13 protein-coding genes and 1 riboswitch are annotated in these 16,619 nt (G+C 47.1%); of the genes, 1 reads left to right on the forward strand and 12 read right to left on the reverse strand.

What is annotated here, in order from left to right; translation table 11 throughout:
- Positions 1–5: 5 nt before the first annotated feature.
- From QSV55_RS07635 to nrdR, 5 genes are all read right to left on the reverse strand, one after another.
- Positions 6–1,502 (reverse strand): amino acid permease, encoded by a 1,497-nt coding sequence (locus tag QSV55_RS07635; protein ID WP_289649741.1) that lies wholly within the window; start codon positions 1,500–1,502, stop codon positions 6–8.
- A gap of 61 nt (positions 1,503–1,563) precedes the next feature.
- Positions 1,564–1,736, reverse strand: a riboswitch (Lysine riboswitch).
- 54 nt (positions 1,737–1,790) lie between these two features.
- A complete protein-coding gene (thrS, locus tag QSV55_RS07640) occupies positions 1,791–3,719 on the reverse strand; it encodes a threonine--tRNA ligase (RefSeq protein ID WP_289649742.1) in 1,929 nt (642 codons plus the stop codon).
- A gap of 287 nt (positions 3,720–4,006) precedes the next feature.
- Positions 4,007–4,924 carry a primosomal protein DnaI gene (gene dnaI, locus QSV55_RS07645; RefSeq protein ID WP_289649743.1) on the reverse strand — a complete coding sequence of 306 codons (918 nt, stop codon included), beginning with the start codon at positions 4,922–4,924 and terminating at the stop codon, positions 4,007–4,009.
- Positions 4,921–6,228: a replication initiation and membrane attachment family protein gene (locus tag QSV55_RS07650; RefSeq protein ID WP_289649744.1), complete on the reverse strand. Its 1,308-nt coding sequence runs from the start codon at positions 6,226–6,228 to the stop codon at positions 4,921–4,923. The genes dnaI and QSV55_RS07650 overlap by 4 nt, the downstream gene beginning before the upstream one ends.
- 8 nt (positions 6,229–6,236) lie before the next feature.
- Entirely contained in the window at positions 6,237–6,701 is a 465-nt protein-coding gene (gene nrdR, locus QSV55_RS07655; RefSeq protein WP_133450970.1) for a transcriptional regulator NrdR, read from the reverse strand.
- Between the two features lie 111 nt (positions 6,702–6,812).
- Here nrdR and QSV55_RS07660 point away from each other — a divergent pair, with 111 nt between their 5' ends.
- Positions 6,813–7,484: an SGNH/GDSL hydrolase family protein gene (locus tag QSV55_RS07660; RefSeq protein ID WP_289649745.1), complete on the forward strand. Its 672-nt coding sequence runs from the start codon at positions 6,813–6,815 to the stop codon at positions 7,482–7,484.
- A gap of 30 nt (positions 7,485–7,514) precedes the next feature.
- Here the strand turns inward: QSV55_RS07660 and QSV55_RS07665 are convergent, their stop codons facing one another.
- From QSV55_RS07665 to icd, 7 genes are all read right to left on the reverse strand, one after another.
- On the reverse strand, positions 7,515–8,525 hold the full coding sequence (locus QSV55_RS07665; RefSeq protein WP_289649746.1) for a glyceraldehyde-3-phosphate dehydrogenase: 1,011 nt from the start codon (positions 8,523–8,525) through the stop codon (positions 7,515–7,517).
- Positions 8,526–8,608: 83 nt separating this feature from the next.
- The gene (coaE, locus tag QSV55_RS07670) at positions 8,609–9,202 is read right to left on the reverse strand and encodes a dephospho-CoA kinase (RefSeq protein WP_289649747.1); all 594 of its coding nucleotides are present in this window, start codon (positions 9,200–9,202) and stop codon (positions 8,609–8,611) included.
- Positions 9,203–9,212: 10 nt separating this feature from the next.
- Positions 9,213–10,085: a bifunctional DNA-formamidopyrimidine glycosylase/DNA-(apurinic or apyrimidinic site) lyase gene (gene mutM, locus QSV55_RS07675; protein WP_133450974.1), complete on the reverse strand. Its 873-nt coding sequence runs from the start codon at positions 10,083–10,085 to the stop codon at positions 9,213–9,215.
- 9 nt (positions 10,086–10,094) lie between these two features.
- Entirely contained in the window at positions 10,095–12,695 is a 2,601-nt protein-coding gene (gene polA, locus QSV55_RS07680) for a DNA polymerase I (RefSeq protein ID WP_289649748.1), read from the reverse strand.
- A gap of 72 nt (positions 12,696–12,767) precedes the next feature.
- Entirely contained in the window at positions 12,768–14,471 is a 1,704-nt protein-coding gene (gene pnpS, locus QSV55_RS07685) for a two-component system histidine kinase PnpS (protein ID WP_289649749.1), read from the reverse strand.
- Complete coding sequence (locus QSV55_RS07690; protein ID WP_133450977.1) at positions 14,468–15,178, reverse strand: response regulator transcription factor; 711 nt, start codon at positions 15,176–15,178, stop codon at positions 14,468–14,470. The genes pnpS and QSV55_RS07690 overlap by 4 nt, the downstream gene beginning before the upstream one ends.
- A gap of 162 nt (positions 15,179–15,340) precedes the next feature.
- A complete protein-coding gene (gene icd / locus QSV55_RS07695) occupies positions 15,341–16,603 on the reverse strand; it encodes an NADP-dependent isocitrate dehydrogenase (RefSeq protein WP_208001495.1) in 1,263 nt (420 codons plus the stop codon).
- Positions 16,604–16,619 lie beyond the last annotated feature (16 nt).

Raw genomic sequence — 16,619 nt, forward strand, 5'->3', positions numbered from 1 at the left:
CAGGATTATCTGACCGTGTCAACATCTATTTTTTCATATTCACTCATATCATGAGCCTGTGATAAATCCACTTGTTCAAGCGGAATTTTTTTCGTTTTATATTTCACTTTGTGGTAAATATAGAACGCGAGGAAAATCGGAATACCCATATAAGTAATCAGGAAACCGTTCCATTCAAACTTACCACGTAAAATCAGGTCTGTATCCTGGCCGATGATGACAAAGAGACAGAGGATAAAGGCGAAAATCGGACCGAACGGGAACCACATCGCTTTATATTTCAGCACAGATAAGTCTTTATTCTGACGGTAGAATGCACGTCTGAAACGGTAATGACTGATCGCAATACCCAGCCAGGCGATAAAGCCGGTTAAACCACTGGCCGCAACGATGTACTCATAGGCACCGCTTGCCACGCGCTCCACGAGGAAGATGATGACCACGACAACGAAAGTCGCCAGCAGACTTGGGATCGGCACCCCTTTTTTGTTTGTTTCAGAGAATTTACGTGAAGCAAGACCGTCTTTCCCCATCGCATAGAGCATGCGGGTTGAGGCATACATGCCAGAGTTCCCTGCAGATAGAATGGAAGTCAGAATGACCGCATTCATAAATGAAGCTGCAAACGCAAGACCGGCATTTTCAAAGACCAGGGTAAACGGTGACTTGGAGATGCTGTCCCCGCCCATCAGGTTCGGGTTGGTATAAGGAATGATCAGCCCGATGACAAATATGGAAAGAATGTAGAAAATCAGTATACGCCAGAAAACCTGTTTAATCGCTCTAGGAATGGTTTTCTCCGGCTCCTCTGATTCTCCCGCTGTCACGCCGACAAGTTCCGTGCCCTGGAAGCTGAAGCCTGCTACCAAGAATACGCCGAGGATGGTCAGGAATGAACCTGTCAGACCGCCGCCGAGAAACGGTGCTTCACCTGTCGTGAAATTTTTCAGGCCGATATATTCTCCGCCTAAAATACCCAGGATGGTCAGCACGCCGATGACCAGGAAGAGAATGACAGTGATGACTTTGACAAGCGCAAACCAGTACTCACTTTCACCGTATACTTTGACGCTGAGTGTATTGAGCAGGAATATCAGCGCCAGGAAGACAAGACTCCAGCCCCAGCCCGGCAGAAAATCAAATATCGCCCAGTACTTGATGACACTGGCGGCGATACTGACGTCTGCTGCGACAGTAATGACCCAGTTAAACCAGTAGTTCCAGCCCAGCGCAAAGCCGAGCGACGGATCGACAAAACGCGTCGCATAAGTCGAGAACGAACCTGAGATCGGTAAATAGGTCGCCATCTCCCCAAGACTCGTCATCAGGAAGAACACCATGATACCGATGATCAGGAAACCGAGCAATGCACCCCCCGGCCCGGCGTCACGGATGGCCCCGCCCGAGGTCATGAACAGACCTGTACCGATACAGCCACCAATCGCGATCATCGAAATATGACGCGGTTTCAGCAACCTTTGTACTTCATTGTTATTACTCATTTTGACACTCCATTCTTATCACAACAAAAGGTGCACATCTAAAGATGCGCACCTTATCTATTGGAACAGTAGCGCATCACAAATGTGACAGTCTGATATATATTCTATATCAGCCCAGCAGCAGACGGTTATCAGACGTCTGCCACTTCGGCGATGTTGCCTTTCATCTTGCGTCAGCTACGTGATACCGTATCAGCAAGACTACTCTTCTTCATCGCGACCTCTACCTCTTCTTGAGGAATATTTTATTTCTTTATACTATAACGCACTAAAGCGGATTCTGCAAGACTATTTTTTGAGACGGATTTCATCCACGATCTTCCAGATGAACTCATCGCGTTCCATTGTCTCTGAATCCTTGCTGCCGTACTGACGGACATTGACTTCATTGTTCTCGACTTCTTTATCACCGACAACAATCTGATAAGGCACCTTATGCATCTGTGCCTCACGGATCTTGTAGCCCATTTTCTCCTCACGGTCATCGATATGACAGCGGACACCTTGCGACTTCAGTTCATCATAAAGCGCACGCGCATAGTCATAATGCACTTCGTTAGAGACCGGAATGATCTCAAGCTGGTTCGGCGCAAGCCATGTCGGATAAGCCCCTTTGTATTCTTCTGTCAGGAAGGCAACAAAACGCTCCATCGTCGAGATGACACCGCGGTGGATGACCACAGGACGATGTTCCTGACCGTCACTGCCGATAAAAGTCAGATCGAATTTCTGAGGCAGCAGGAAGTCCAGCTGAACAGTGGATAATGTTTCTTCCTTACCTAGTGCAGTCTTGACCTGAACGTCCAGTTTAGGGCCGTAGAACGCAGCTTCCCCTGGTGCCTCCTCATAGTTGAGACCCATCTCATCTACCGCTTCTTTCAGCATCGCCTGTGCTTTTTCCCACATCTCATCGTCCTGGAAGTATTTCTCTGTATCTTCCGGGTCACGGTAAGAAAGACGGAAGCTGTAGTCCTTGAAGTTGAAATCTTCGTAGACATCGATGACAAGCTGTACTACTCGCTTGAACTCGTCTTTGATCTGATCCGGACGCACGAAGATATGCGCATCATTTAAAGTCATACCACGGACACGCTGTAAACCTGATACCGCACCGCTTGCTTCGTAACGGTGCATAGTCCCGAGCTCCGCAATACGGATCGGCAGCTCACGGTAGCTATGCGGCTTGTTTTTATAGATCATCATATGGTGCGGACAGTTCATCGGACGAAGAACGAACGCTTCATTGTCCATCTCCATGACCGGGAACATATCTTCCTGATAGTGATCCCAGTGACCAGATGTCTTGTACAGGTCAACAGAACCCATGACCGGCGTATAGACGTGGTCATAGCCGAGCGCGACTTCTTTGTCGACGATATAACGTTCTAATTCACGACGGATAGTGGCACCGTTCGGCAGCCAGAGCGGCAGGCCAGCTCCGATTAACGGGCTTGTAGTGAAGATATCGAGCTCTTTACCGATTTTGCGGTGGTCACGTTCCTTGCGCTCCTCCAGCATCTCGAGGTGCGCTTTCAGGTCTTTCTTATCGAAGAAGGCAGTACCGTAGATACGCTGCAGCATCTTATTGTCGGAATCACCGCGCCAGTAAGCACCTGCAACTGATAACAGCTTGAACTCCTTGATCTTAGCTGTAGACGGTACGTGGACACCGCGGCAGAGATCAGTGAACTCGCCTTGTGAATAAAGTGTCACGTTCTCATCCTCAGGAATCGCATCGATCAGTTCCTGCTTGTAAGGATCATCTTTGAAGACCTCTTTAGCCTCGTTACGCGACACAACACGACGTTCAATCGCGATATTCTCATTGACGATCTGTTTCATCACCTTCTCAATGTTCTCGAAGTCATCAGCAGAAATCTTCTCCGGCATATCGAAGTCATAGTAGAAGCCTTCTTCAATCACAGGACCGACGCCGAAATGAACATCACCGTAAATACGTTTAAGTGCCTGAGCCATTAAATGAGCAGTCGAATGACGAAGGACCTCGATTCCTTCCGGTGAATCCGGTGTGATGATCTCGATATCACCATCTGTTTCAAGAGCTGTCGTTAAGTCGACCATCTGACCGTTGAATTTGCCGGCCAGTGCTTTCTTCTTCAGACCCGGGCTGATAGAAGCTGCAATCTCTTCAGTTGTGATGCCACTCTCAAAACTTTTTTCATTACCATCTGGAAACTTGATCTTAATTTCACTCATTCTAAACACTCCTTTTATTTTTTAAACACAAAAAGACCCCATCCCACAAGGGACGGAGTCATTCCGCGGTACCACCCTAATCGCCATAAAGGCAACTCTGCATAAGATAACGGTCTTGAGCCGGACATGGATTAGATGTCGATTAAAAAAGGGAGTAAAACGACGGACCATCAATCAGGCTTCCACCTACCCTGACTCGCTAAATGATGATAGACGTGTTTCATGTCCTTTTATCATTGTTTGAATTGTTTGACTATAATGCTATTATACACGTCGCCCAGAAATTATCAAGAGCGGCGATAATTTTTTCCGTTCAGCGGATAAGCTTCTGTCAGTGCATCAATGCGTTCCATCATCCGGTACGCTTTCGTCTTCTCTTCGCCTACCTTGGTCTTCTGGAAATGATATCTGAGTTCTTCTTTGTTGAAGTTAGATGAGAAGAAAGTCGGCAGCTGATTCATCATGCGGTAATGGAGCAGCGGCCCCAGCACTTCATCTCTCACCCAGGTCGTCATATCTTCCGCACCGATATCATCCAGCATGAGGACAGGACTTTTCTTGACGCGGTCCAGCTTCTCAGTATAAGTCTGGTCGTTGAACCCGCTCTTCAGTTCACGGATAAATTCCGGCACATAGAAGATGGTCGTATAGATGTGCCGCTCCTTCAGCTGATTGGCTATGGCACCTAGGATATAGGACTTCCCTGTACCGAAGCTGCCATATATATAGAGCCCTTTCGTCGGTCTGCCGGCCGCGATATCGTTACAGATTTCCATGGCGCGTTTGACGATATTGAGCCGCTCTGGTCCTTCCAGGTCAATGGAATTGATCTTGGCGTTCAATGTTTCATACGGGACATGCATAGCCGTCACATATTGCTTCATCAGCTGCTCTTCGTCATGTACTTTTTTATTCGGACAAGGCGTATAGCTGATTTTAATACGGTTATCCTCGATATACAGACGGGGCGTATGTCCTTTGACAAAGTTGATGCACTGGCCGTAGCTGGCACAGCGGTCACAGAGTTTCGACTGATCTTTATATTCCTGCAGCACGGTCAGGTCTTTATCAATCATTTCATCCGTCACGGCATGTTCTTCCAGAAACGGCTTGATTTCAGGATGCTGGACAATCTCTTTTTTGACCTGCTCAATCCGGGCCATAATGCCGGGATTATTTTTTACGAATGCACTGAACGGTTTCATGCTTCATCCTCCTTCCAGAAATTTTTCAGTTCTTCTTCCAGTTTACGTTTTTCTTCTTCCAGATCCGGTGTCTGAGTCTGCTGCGGCGTCTCTTGTTGACTCAGCCAGTCCGGCGTTTTTTCGTATGATGCTTTCTCACGCTGTTTGGTCTGTCTTGTTTTTCTGTTCTGTTCAACTTTCATCGCATGATGGTATGCTTCCTCACTGGATGACAGTTTGAGCTTCTTCCAGTTGGAGGCTATCTCCTCAATGTAGCTCTGCGGTAATTTCATCTCACTTGTCAGCAGGACATACTGCAAGAGAATATTCATCACACCGAATGGCAGTTTCTCCCGTTCCAGAATGCTTTCAATCATCCGCTTCTGCTTGACGGTCGGCTCTGACTGGCTGAAACTTGCCAGCATCTCGATAGGACTCGTTGTATCGAGCATCTCGAACCAGGTCTTCTCGTTCGTCACGGGCTCTTCAGCCGCCAGTGTCAGCGCCGGCAGATTGCCCGCGTGCTCAAACTGATAGAAGTCCCGTGCATTGCGTCGTAAATCCTCATGGGAAATCGTCTGATTGGACGTCAGTGATTTCAGGATGATCCGTCTCATATCTGTCGGCGCGATATCATACAGCAGTGCCAGCTGAGCGATGAGTTCACGGACCTCTTTTGTCAGCTGGTCTTTCGTGATCATATTCTGTGCGAGCAGCATCTCAAGCATCTCGAAATCGAATGTCTGCTGATGCACCGGGATACCCAGTGACGCCCGTGTCTTGATCAGATGATCATTTCCGTCATAAACAGCTGCCGGCGGAGTTTTCGGTGTGCCGTATATATCGATATAATTCTTGCTGATCTCCTTGTAGCCCGTCACATCAAAGCGTTCTGTGCAGAAGTGGCGTTTCAGCTGATTGAAACGTTCCTTGCCGACCGTCTGAAAGAGATAGACAGATAGCATGGGATCATTGAAAAACTGATCCGGCATCACCGGACTGATCAGCTTGTAGACGAAATGCTGCGCTTCATCAGTCACCTTCATAAATGATTTCATCAGGCCGATGCCTTCCAGCCGGAAACGAAGCTGCTCAAAATGACTGAGATTCATCTTGAGTTCATTCATGACGATATAATGAGTGACCTCATCAGAGACCTGCCCTTTTTCCAGAAACTGACTCAAATACTGATAGACCGCTATACTTTCCAGTCCGATCAGTGGAATATAGAGCCGTTTCAGAATCTCATCCGTCAGATGAGTCGCCACATAGTTGGTCGTGACAACAAAACGGTCAGCGGGCCTTAACCCGGAAAAATATTGCATATGTACACCTACTTCTTATTCTTCTCGCTTAATATCCCCTGCATCGTCGACAGCAGCTGGTCGATATCTTTGAACTCCTTGTAAACCGAGGCAAAGCGGACGTAAGATACCTGATCCAGTGACATCAGGTGTTCCATGACGCGTTCACCGATATCCACTGAAGATATCTCGGTCTTGCTGCCTTCACGTAGCTGATATTCGACATCATTTGCTATCTTTTCCAGGTCATCATACGCGACCGGTCTTTTTTCGCATGCACGTACAAGACCATGGAGTATCTTGTCCCGGTTGAACGCCTGTCGGGTGCCATCCTTCTTGACGACTATCAGCGGTGACAGTTCGATCCGTTCAAACGTCGTAAAACGGGTGCCGCACTGTTCACACTCTCTTCTCCTTCTGATGGCAGTCAGATCATCTGCATGACGTGAATCGATGACTTTGGACTGATTGTAACCGCATTTCAGACATTTCATATGATCGCCCCTTTAGTTAGTATCACTTCATTATACATGAATCATGCCCTCATAAAAACTGTTATAGATTTCACTGACAGGGTATAATGACCACAAATGGAGGCGAATAAGATGATTGAATTAGCAGAATTTGAAGAAGGCAATCCAGTCAACAAAGAGCGGGAGAAATTCAACCGCAGAAATGAGGCGATACTGTATCACGGAGATGCGGTGGGTGCTGTCTTTATCGGAGATTCCATCACCGCTTACTGGGATATCGACAGTTATTTCAAGCACAGTGAAGGGAAGCGGCTGATCAACCGCGGGGTCAGCGATGACTATTCCATGTACTGCAGAAGACGCTTCGAAGCTGACGCACTGCAGCTCAACCCGGAGCTCATCATACTGTCAGTAGGCGTCAATAATACAAAACCGTTAAGTGAAGCAGCTGACAGCGACGCAGCAGCCGGCATTATCCGGCAGGTTGTGACCGATATCCGGGCGATGATTCAAGCGAGTAAGAATCGGGATATTGACATCGTCATCACTTCGGTCACTTCCATCAACCGGCCGCACACGGACCTGCAAGGTATCCGACAGGACGCCATCAAAGAAATCAACCGCCAGCTGACTGAACTGGCGGCTGAGGAAGAAATTCAGTTCCTGAACTATTATGACGTCATGACGGTAGATGACAGGCTCGACCCTGATCTGACAATAGACGGTCTTCATCCTCATGTCAAAGGCTACGATAAAATGGCGGACGTTCTGACTGAACAGATTAAACGTATCGAACTGCAATAAAAAAAAGCTGGCGCCAGGCCAGCTTTTTCATTATTTTGCTAATTTTTGTCCCATTAAGCCGGCAAGTTCAACCACACGAGTTGAGTAGCCCCACTCATTGTCGTACCATGACAGCACCTTGACTTTCTTGCCGTCCATAACGATTGTGGATAAACCATCCACAACAGATGACATCGGGTTTGTGTTGAAGTCCACACTGACTAATGGTTCGAATGTGATATCAAGTATCCCTTTTAACGGTCCTTCAGCTGCCTCTTTAAATGCAGCGTTCACTTCCTCAACTGTTACCTCTTGTTTAAGGTCGACGACCAAATCAACCAATGATACGTTCGTAGTCGGTACACGTAGCGCCATGCCGTGTAATTTACCTTTTAATTCCGGCAGGACAAGAGCCAATGCTTTCGCTGCACCGGTTGAAGTCGGGATGATGCTCTGTGCACAGGCACGCGCACGACGTAAGTCTTTATGCGGGTTATCCAGATTCTTCTGGTCATTGGTATAGGCATGAACGGTTGTCATTAAACCGTTCTCGATGCCGAACTTTTCATTCAGAACTTTTGCGACAGGCGCTAAGCAGTTCGTTGTACAAGATGCGTTTGAGATGACATCATAAGTCTCAACATCTAATCCTTCGCAGTTCACACCGCGGACAATCGTCTGAACGTCCCCTTTACCCGGCGCTGTCAACAGCACTTTTTTGGCGCCCGCTTTCAGGTGCGCAGATGCTTTCTCCGCATCATTGAATTTTCCTGTTGCTTCGATGACGATATCGATGTTCAGCTCGTCCCATGGTAATAATTCCGGATTACGCTCAGCTACAAGTCTGATCTCTTTACCGCCGACGCGCAGGCCGTTTTCAATCGGTTCCACTTCAAGCTCGTACTTACCATGAGTCGTATCATATTTGATCAGATGTGCCAATGTTTCCGGCGGATAACTGGCATTGATTGCGACAACCTCTAACTCATCATTCAGTGCTGCTGCACGGAATACCATTCTACCTATTCTACCTAAACCATTGATTGCTACTCTAGTCGTCATGTCATATCTCCTTATTGTGCTATACTTTTATGTCAATAGTATAACACAATGAAAGCATTATGGAAGCGGTTGCTTGCAACTTTTTAGTGAGATTTGTAATATTCTGCGACTATTTCCTTGATGCGTCTTTCCAGGTCAGCGAGTGAACCGTTATTATCGATGACAACATCGGCTCTCGCTTTCTTTTCTTCAATTGAGAGCTGTGAAGCAATACGGGCAAGCGCCTCTTCCTCGGTCAAATCATTGCGTGTCATCAGCCGTTCAAGCTGAACGTCCATTGTCACATAGACCACCCACACTTCATCAACTGTCGCTTCCAGTTCATTCTCATAAAGTAACGGAATATCCATGACGACCGGATGTCCGGCAGCCAGCGCTGTCTGCTTCTCTTCTTCCATAAGATCCCGCACGATCGGATGAATAATACTGTTCAGAGCGAGACGCTTCTCTTCATCATGAAAAATCTGCTGTCCGATATAGCGGCGGTTCATCTCGCCGTCTTCAATCGCTTCAGGTCCGAATACAGCTTCCACCTGTTTCAAGCCTTCTGTCCCTTTAGCCACTGCCTGCCGAGCTGCAATATCAGCATCCACAATGACAAAACCATGTGCAGCAAGCAGCTTGGATACTGTCGACTTCCCGCTTGCTATGCCGCCTGTTAAACCTATAACTGTCATACTTCGTCTCCTATTTCTGACAATGCGTGCAGTAATGGGTGTTGCGTCCGGCAATGACTGCCTTCTCTACCTCACGCCCACATGTGCCGCACGTCTGTCTGCCATATATTTTGAAGCGGGTCTGCATCTGTCCGCTCTTACCTTCGACGTTCCGGTAGCTGGAAATAGATGAGCCGCCGAAACGTATCCCTTCTTCAAGGCTTGCGACAAGCGCCTTGAAAAGCTGCCGCTCTTCATCAGGTGTCATGTCTTGGACGAGCCGATGCGGATTGATACCTGCTGCATGCAGACCTTCACATGCATAGATATTGCCGCAGCCGCTGATGACACTATGATTCATGACTGCTTCCTTGATTTTCTTCTGCTGCCACTTCTTCAAGCCGAGCTGGGCAGTGAAGTAATCTTCCGCTCCCGCTTCGAAAGGTTCTGGTGCAATCGCCATGATCTGCGCCGCTTCTTCAAGACGTCTGACTAACCGCATCTCACCGAAACGTCTGATATCACTGTAGATCAGCTTTTTCCCTGACTGCAGTTCAAGTTCCACATGCCAGTGATTGATGTAATTCGGGATCCCGATATCATCCAGGGTATCGACTACAAAATAGGCACCGGACATACCGAGATGACTGATGATCAATTGTTCTCCGAATTCATTTTCAAGTGTGAAGATCAGATATTTGCTTCTTCTGTCTATCGCCCGGATCGCACTGCCGATGATCTGTTCCCTGAACGATTGAAGAGCGATCCCCTTGATGATGGTTTCCTTGCCGGCTTCCTTGCCGCTATGAACCTTGTCAGAAAATGTCACACCGGTAATGACTTCCCCGATAACTTTAGGCTCAAGCCCTCGTCTGACATGTTCAACTTCTGGTAATTCAGGCATAACTTCCTCCTATTTCGCTTCATACCATGACTGGCCGTAATTAGATTCCACTAATAACGGGACATTCAGTTCAAGTGCATGCTCCATGATGTCCTTCACAAATAAACTGAACGCCTCAATTTCTTCTTCCGGTACTTCAAAGATCAGCTCATCGTGCACCTGTAATAATAAGTTGGCTTTAAAATCAGTCTTCTGCACTTCTCTGTCGTAATTCACCATTGCCAGCTTAATGATATCTGCGGCACTCCCTTGGATCGGTGTGTTCATCGCTGTCCGTTCCGCAAACCCCCGCGCATTGAAATTTCGTGCGTTGATATCAGGGATGTAACGACGACGGTTGAGCAGCGTTGAGACATAACCATCCCGTTTCGCTTCCAGGATGATGTCATCCATATATTGTTTGACATTCGGGAAGCTTGTCAAGTAATCCTCTATAAACCGGGCAGCGGCAGGACGCGAGATACCCAGTGACTGACTGAGCCCATAATCACTGATACCATAGACGATACCAAAGTTAACGGCTTTTGCCTGTCGTCTCATGTCCGCAGTGACGTCATCCTTCTCAACATCAAACACTTCCATCGCTGTCTTCGTATGAATATCGATGCCATGGTTGAAGGCTTCCATCATACTTCTGTCTTCGGTGATGTGAGCAAGCACCCGGAGTTCAATCTGAGAGTAGTCCGCTGCAAAGATCACCCAGCCCGGCTGCGATGCGGTGAACGCTTTTCTGATTTTGCGTCCCTCCTCCAGACGGATCGGAATGTTCTGCAGGTTCGGTTCCACTGATGACAGACGGCCGGTCTGAGCCAGCACCTGATTGAAACGTGTGTGGATCTTACCGTCTTCTGCAATCATTTTCTGTAAGCCTTCGACATAAGTCGACTGCAGTTTAGCAAGCTGCCTGTAATCGAGGATCGCCTGGATAATCTCGTGCTTGTCTCTTAAGCCTTCCAGGACATCAACAGCTGTTGAATAGCCGGTCTTCGTCTTTTTAGCGGCCGGCAGCCCCAGCTCTTCGAACAGAATGACACCGAGCTGCTTAGGGGAATTAATATTGAATTCATGCCCCGCAAGTGTATAAATACGGTTCATCAGTTCATCAATACGTGTCTTCAGTTCGCCCTGCATCTCAAGCAGTGCCTGTCTGTCTACAGTGATACCGCGGTATTCCATGCCCGCTAAGACCAGTGACAGCGGCAGCTCCAGTTCATCATGCAGCTTCAGCTGTTCATTATTCTCAAGTTCTCTTTTCATGACATCTGTCAGCTGATGAATGGTCATCGCCTGTCTGCCGAAATAATCAAACAGTGTCTCTGTCTCAGGGATGGCCATCTTAGTGCCTTTGCCGAATATCTGTTCATTATTCGGAATCACCATGCCGTGAAGCGCGGCCGTCTCAGCCACGTCAACAATAGTCTTTGACGGATCAAGCAGGTAGCTTGCCAGCATGACATCAAAACGGATATTCTTGACATCCACATCGAGACGTTTCAGCAGCACCGCCGTCTTCTTGGCATCAAAAACATTCTTCTGTTCAGCGCCTTCCAGATAAGCGATGAGTGAATCCGGCAGGTTGTCAGATGATGTCACAAAGATCTTCTTGCCATCTGTCACAGCAATCGGCAGAATCTCGTTGACCAGGTAGTTATCTTTAAAGCAGTCGATAAAGAGTGACGTAGGACCAGCCAGACTGATCTCTTCAAATCGCTCCGTCAGCTCGAGCGCCTTTTGTTCGATGACCGGTGCTGTTTCCATATGATCCAGCATCTGCTTGAATTCCAGTTCCTTAAATAATTCAATCTTTTTATCATTGTTTTCCGCGGACAGTTTGATGTCGTCCAGATGTATCTCAATCGGCGCATGGACTTCAATTGTCGCAAGCTGCTTACTCATCAGTGCGTCTGCCTGATAAGTCGTTAAGTTCTCCTGCAGCTTCTTCCCTTTGATGTCATCCAGATGGCTAATGACTTCTTCCACTGTGCCATATTCAAGCAGCAGTTTGACCGCTGTTTTCTCACCGATACCAGGCACACCCGGAATGTTATCTGACTTATCACCCATCAGTCCCTTCAGGTCGATGATTTTCTCCGGACCGAAGCCATACTGCTCCCGCACAAACTCAGGCGTATAGTGATCGATATCTGTGACACCTTTTTTAGTGTAATAGACCGAGACAGAATCATTGACCAGCTGCGTCAGGTCACGGTCTCCTGTAATGATGATGGTCTTCATCTTCTTCTCAGTCGCTTCACGTGCCAGCGTCCCGATGATGTCATCCGCTTCGTAGTTGTCAAGCTCGTAATGTTTGATATGATAGGCATCCACCAGTTTTCTGATCAGCGGGAACTGCTCGCTGAGTTCCGGCGGTGTTTTCTGACGCCCCCCTTTATAGTCGCCGAATGTAGAATGACGGAAAGTGGTCTTCCCCGCATCGAAAGCGACAAGGAAATGGGTAGGGGCTTCATCCTTGATGATTTTGTCGAGCAGCAAAGTGAAGCCGTACACCGCATTCGTATGAATACCGGCGCGATTGCTCAGCAGAGGCAGTGCATAGAATGCCCGGAATGCCAGGCTGTTGCCATCTATTAAAATAAGTTTTTCAGTCATAATGAACCTCCATCAGGTTGATACTCCTATTTTACCACAGCATAGAAAAAGCCACGCACTTACGTGCATGGCTTAACTTTTTTTAAGATAGACTCTGAAGGTCGAACCTTTACTGAGCTCGCTGTCAACTTCTATCACACCGTCAAATGCCTCGACGATATGCTTGACGATAGCCAGGCCAAGACCGGTCCCTCCACTGTCTCTGCTTCTCGCTTTATCCACCCTATAAAAACGCTCAAAAATACGCGTCTGTTCCTCTTTAGCAATACCCATTCCTTCATCACTCACTTCAAGGATGCCCTGTTTGCCATCTATGACACTGACTTTAATCCGTGAACCTTCCGGTGAATAATTGATAGCATTTGACAGCAGATTAATGATGACTTGCTTCAGTTTGCTTGCTTCAGCCAGCACGATGACATCTTCATCAATCCTTGTCTCAATGACAATCTTCTTCTTAGCGGCCAGCGGTTCAACGACTTCAATGCAGCTGAGCGCTTTCCGGCTCATATTGACCGACTCAAGAATAATATGACTGCTCTGCTCTATTTTCGAGAGCTCCAGCAGTTCACTGACCAGGCCTTGAATGCGGTTAGATTCTTTCAGAATGATATCCAGGAACATGTCCAGCGTCTCCGGATCATTCTTCGCCCCGTCCAGCAGTGTTTCAGAGAATCCCTTGATAGAGGTGATCGGGGTCTTCAGTTCATGGGAGACATTGGCGACAAAGTCTTTCCGCATCTGTTCCAGCGATTTCAGCTTTGTGATGTCATGCAGCACGACCACCACACCTTCTAATTTCCGTCGCCGTCTTGATAGGACCGGTACGACAGCCGCATCGAAATACTTCCTGTAGACAGCCATCTGAATGTCTATCGTTTTATTGATCGGCTTCTCTGCTCTCATCGCCTCTTTAATCATCTGCTTGACTGACGGGAAGCGAATGACATCCTCGAAATGGCCTGACAGTATCTGCTGTCCTTTATTAAAGGTTTCATTATAGTTATCATTCACGATGACCACCTGCCCCTTCTTATCGATCATCAGAATAGCAGAAGGGATGTTTTCAAGTGTCGTCTCCAGACGGTTGCGCTGCAGCTTCTGTTCGTTGTTCAGTGTCTGCAAGGTGCGCGCTAATCTGTTTGTACTGATGTACAGTTCTTTCGTTTCAGTGACGGTGCTTTCCGGTACGCGGACTTTATAGTTGCCTTCTGTCAATAATCTTGAGGCATAAGTCACTTCTCTGATCGGCGCGATATACGTCCGGTTGATATAGCGGACGAGAAAGAAGATGACCGGAATGGCCGTTGCCAGTGTCAGAAACATATACTGCCAGATGGTTTTGTTCAGACCTTCAAGATTGGTCAGCCTGTCTATCAGAAAAATAGTGTAGCCATCTTCTCTGTATATCAGTAGAGCTTCATTATTCTCACCTTTGAAACGATAAAAACCAGCATTGTTATGGCTGATCCACGGTGCCATGACTTCCTCTATCTGTTTGTCATCTATCGTATCGCTCTTGAACAGTGTCTTTCCGTCTTTTTCTATCCAGACCTTCTTAAGTGATACTCTATCATAATCTTTAATTTTCTGAAGATAACGATCTTCATTTTTCAGGACTTCAATCAACTGCTCAGCCTGGCGTTCCAACTCCGCTTCCTTCGTCTTGCTGATTTGTTCGCTCAGAATATTGGACAGAAAGAACCCGATCAACAGAAAGCTTAAAATCATCAAGGCGACAAGAGAGGTGAAGAGACGGTTTGTGAAACTTCTCATATTGACCGAGGGTTCTCCAGCTTATAACCGAGTCCACGGACAGTCTTGATATATTGCGGCTGTTTAGGATTCTCTTCAATTTTCTCTCTTAGATGGCTGATATGCACATCCACAATACGGGAATCACCAGCAAACTCATAGTTCCAGACAGAATTCAGCATATGTTCACGTGTAATGACACGGCCCTGTCTTTCAATGAGATAAATCAGCAGCTCAAACTCCTTAGGGGTCAGATCCAGTAACTCATTGTTACGGTAGGCCTCAAAATGGTCTGGCAGGATTTTCAGTCTGCCGATGTTGATCTCTTTGCTTTGTCTGATATCCAGCTGCTGCTCATTGACCACTGTACGTCTGAGGATCGCTTTCACTCTGGCCACCACTTCTCTTGGTGAGAAAGGCTTTGTCATATAGTCATCAGCACCCAGCTCAAGTCCCAGCACTTTATCAAATTCATCATCTTTAGCTGTCAGCATCAGAATCGGAATCGGGTTCTTTTCATTGCGGATGGATTTGCATACTTCTACGCCATCCATTTTAGGCAGCATCAAATCAAGCACAAGTAAATCCGGTCGCTCTGTAAAGACTTTCTCAAGCCCTTCTTCTCCGTCAAATGCAGTTTCGACTTCGAAGCCTGCCTGCTGTAAGTTATATTTCAACAGTGTCACGATTGATTGCTCATCGTCAACAACAAGTATTTTCTGTGCCATTCATTACCTCCAGATGATATGTCTCTTACATTATATATGATGTCGATTTATTAAGGCTATATTTAATCAATAAACTTCAACTGCCAGTAATAAAATTTACAAAATATTTATATTTCACTGACAGGCAAAAAAAATAAGCCGCTGTCAGGCGGCTTATTTCCTTTACATATTTTTAATCAGTTCGTCAGCGAACTCTGAACATTTCACTTCAGTTGCACCGTCCATAAGTCGGGCGAAATCATATGTCACTACTTTAGAGGCAATGGTTTTTTCCATCGATTTCGTGATCAGTTCCCCTGCTTCTCTCCAGCCCAGGTGGTCCAGCAGCAGGACACCGCTTAAGATAACTGAAGAAGGATTCACTTTATCGAGGCCTGCATACTTCGGCGCAGTACCATGTGTCGCTTCAAAGATAGCGTGTCCTGTCTCGTAATTGATATTAGCCCCTGGTGCGATACCGATACCACCCACTTGAGCTGCGAGTGCATCAGAGATATAGTCACCGTTCAAGTTCATCGTCGCCACCACATCAAATTCCGCAGGACGCGTCAGAATCTGCTGCAGGAAGATATCAGCGATTGAATCTTTGATCAGCAGCTTGCCGCTGTTCACTGCTTCTTCCTGTGCTTTCTCCGCTGCTTCTTTGCCTTCTGATTCGACCAGTTTATCATACTGTGCCCACGTGAAGACTTTATCGCCGAATTCACGTTCAGCTAAATCATAGCCCCATTGTTTAAATGCACCTTCAGTGAACTTCATGATGTTGCCTTTATGAACCAGTGTCAGCGACTTGCGCCCCTGTTCCAGTGCATAATTGATGGCAGCGCGCACCAGACGTTCTGTCCCTTCTTTTGAGACCGGCTTGATGCCGATACCTGATGTCTCCGGGAAACGAATGTTTTTAGCGCCCATTTCATTCTGCAGGAACTCGATGACTTTCTTCACTTCATCTGAGCCCTCTTTATATTCAATTCCCGCATAGATATCCTCGGTGTTTTCACGGAAGATCACCATGTCAGTATCTTCAGGGCGTTTAACCGGAGAAGGAACACCTTCAAAATAACGGACCGGACGCAGACAGACGAATAAATCCAGTTCCTGACGCAGCGCCACATTCAATGAACGGATGCCGCCACCGATCGGCGTCGTAAGCGGACCTTTAATGGCGATCAGATATTCCTCGATGGTATCCAGTGTCTCCTGCGGCAGCCATTCACCGGTCGTATCAAATGCTTTCTGTCCTGCAAGGACTTCCTTCCATTCAATCTTCTTTTCGCCGTTATATGCCTTGTCAACTGCAGCATCCAGCACGCGGCTCGCTGCATGCCAGATATCCGGACCTGTACCGTCTCCGATAATGAATGGAATAACAGGATTGTTCGGTACATTTAAAGTTCCATTAGAATTTGTGATTTTTTCAGCCATGATAATCCTCCTATAA

The sequence above is a fragment of the Macrococcus bovicus genome, assembly GCF_030376725.1.
GTDB classification, from domain to species: Bacteria; Bacillota; Bacilli; order Staphylococcales; family Staphylococcaceae; genus Macrococcus; species Macrococcus bovicus.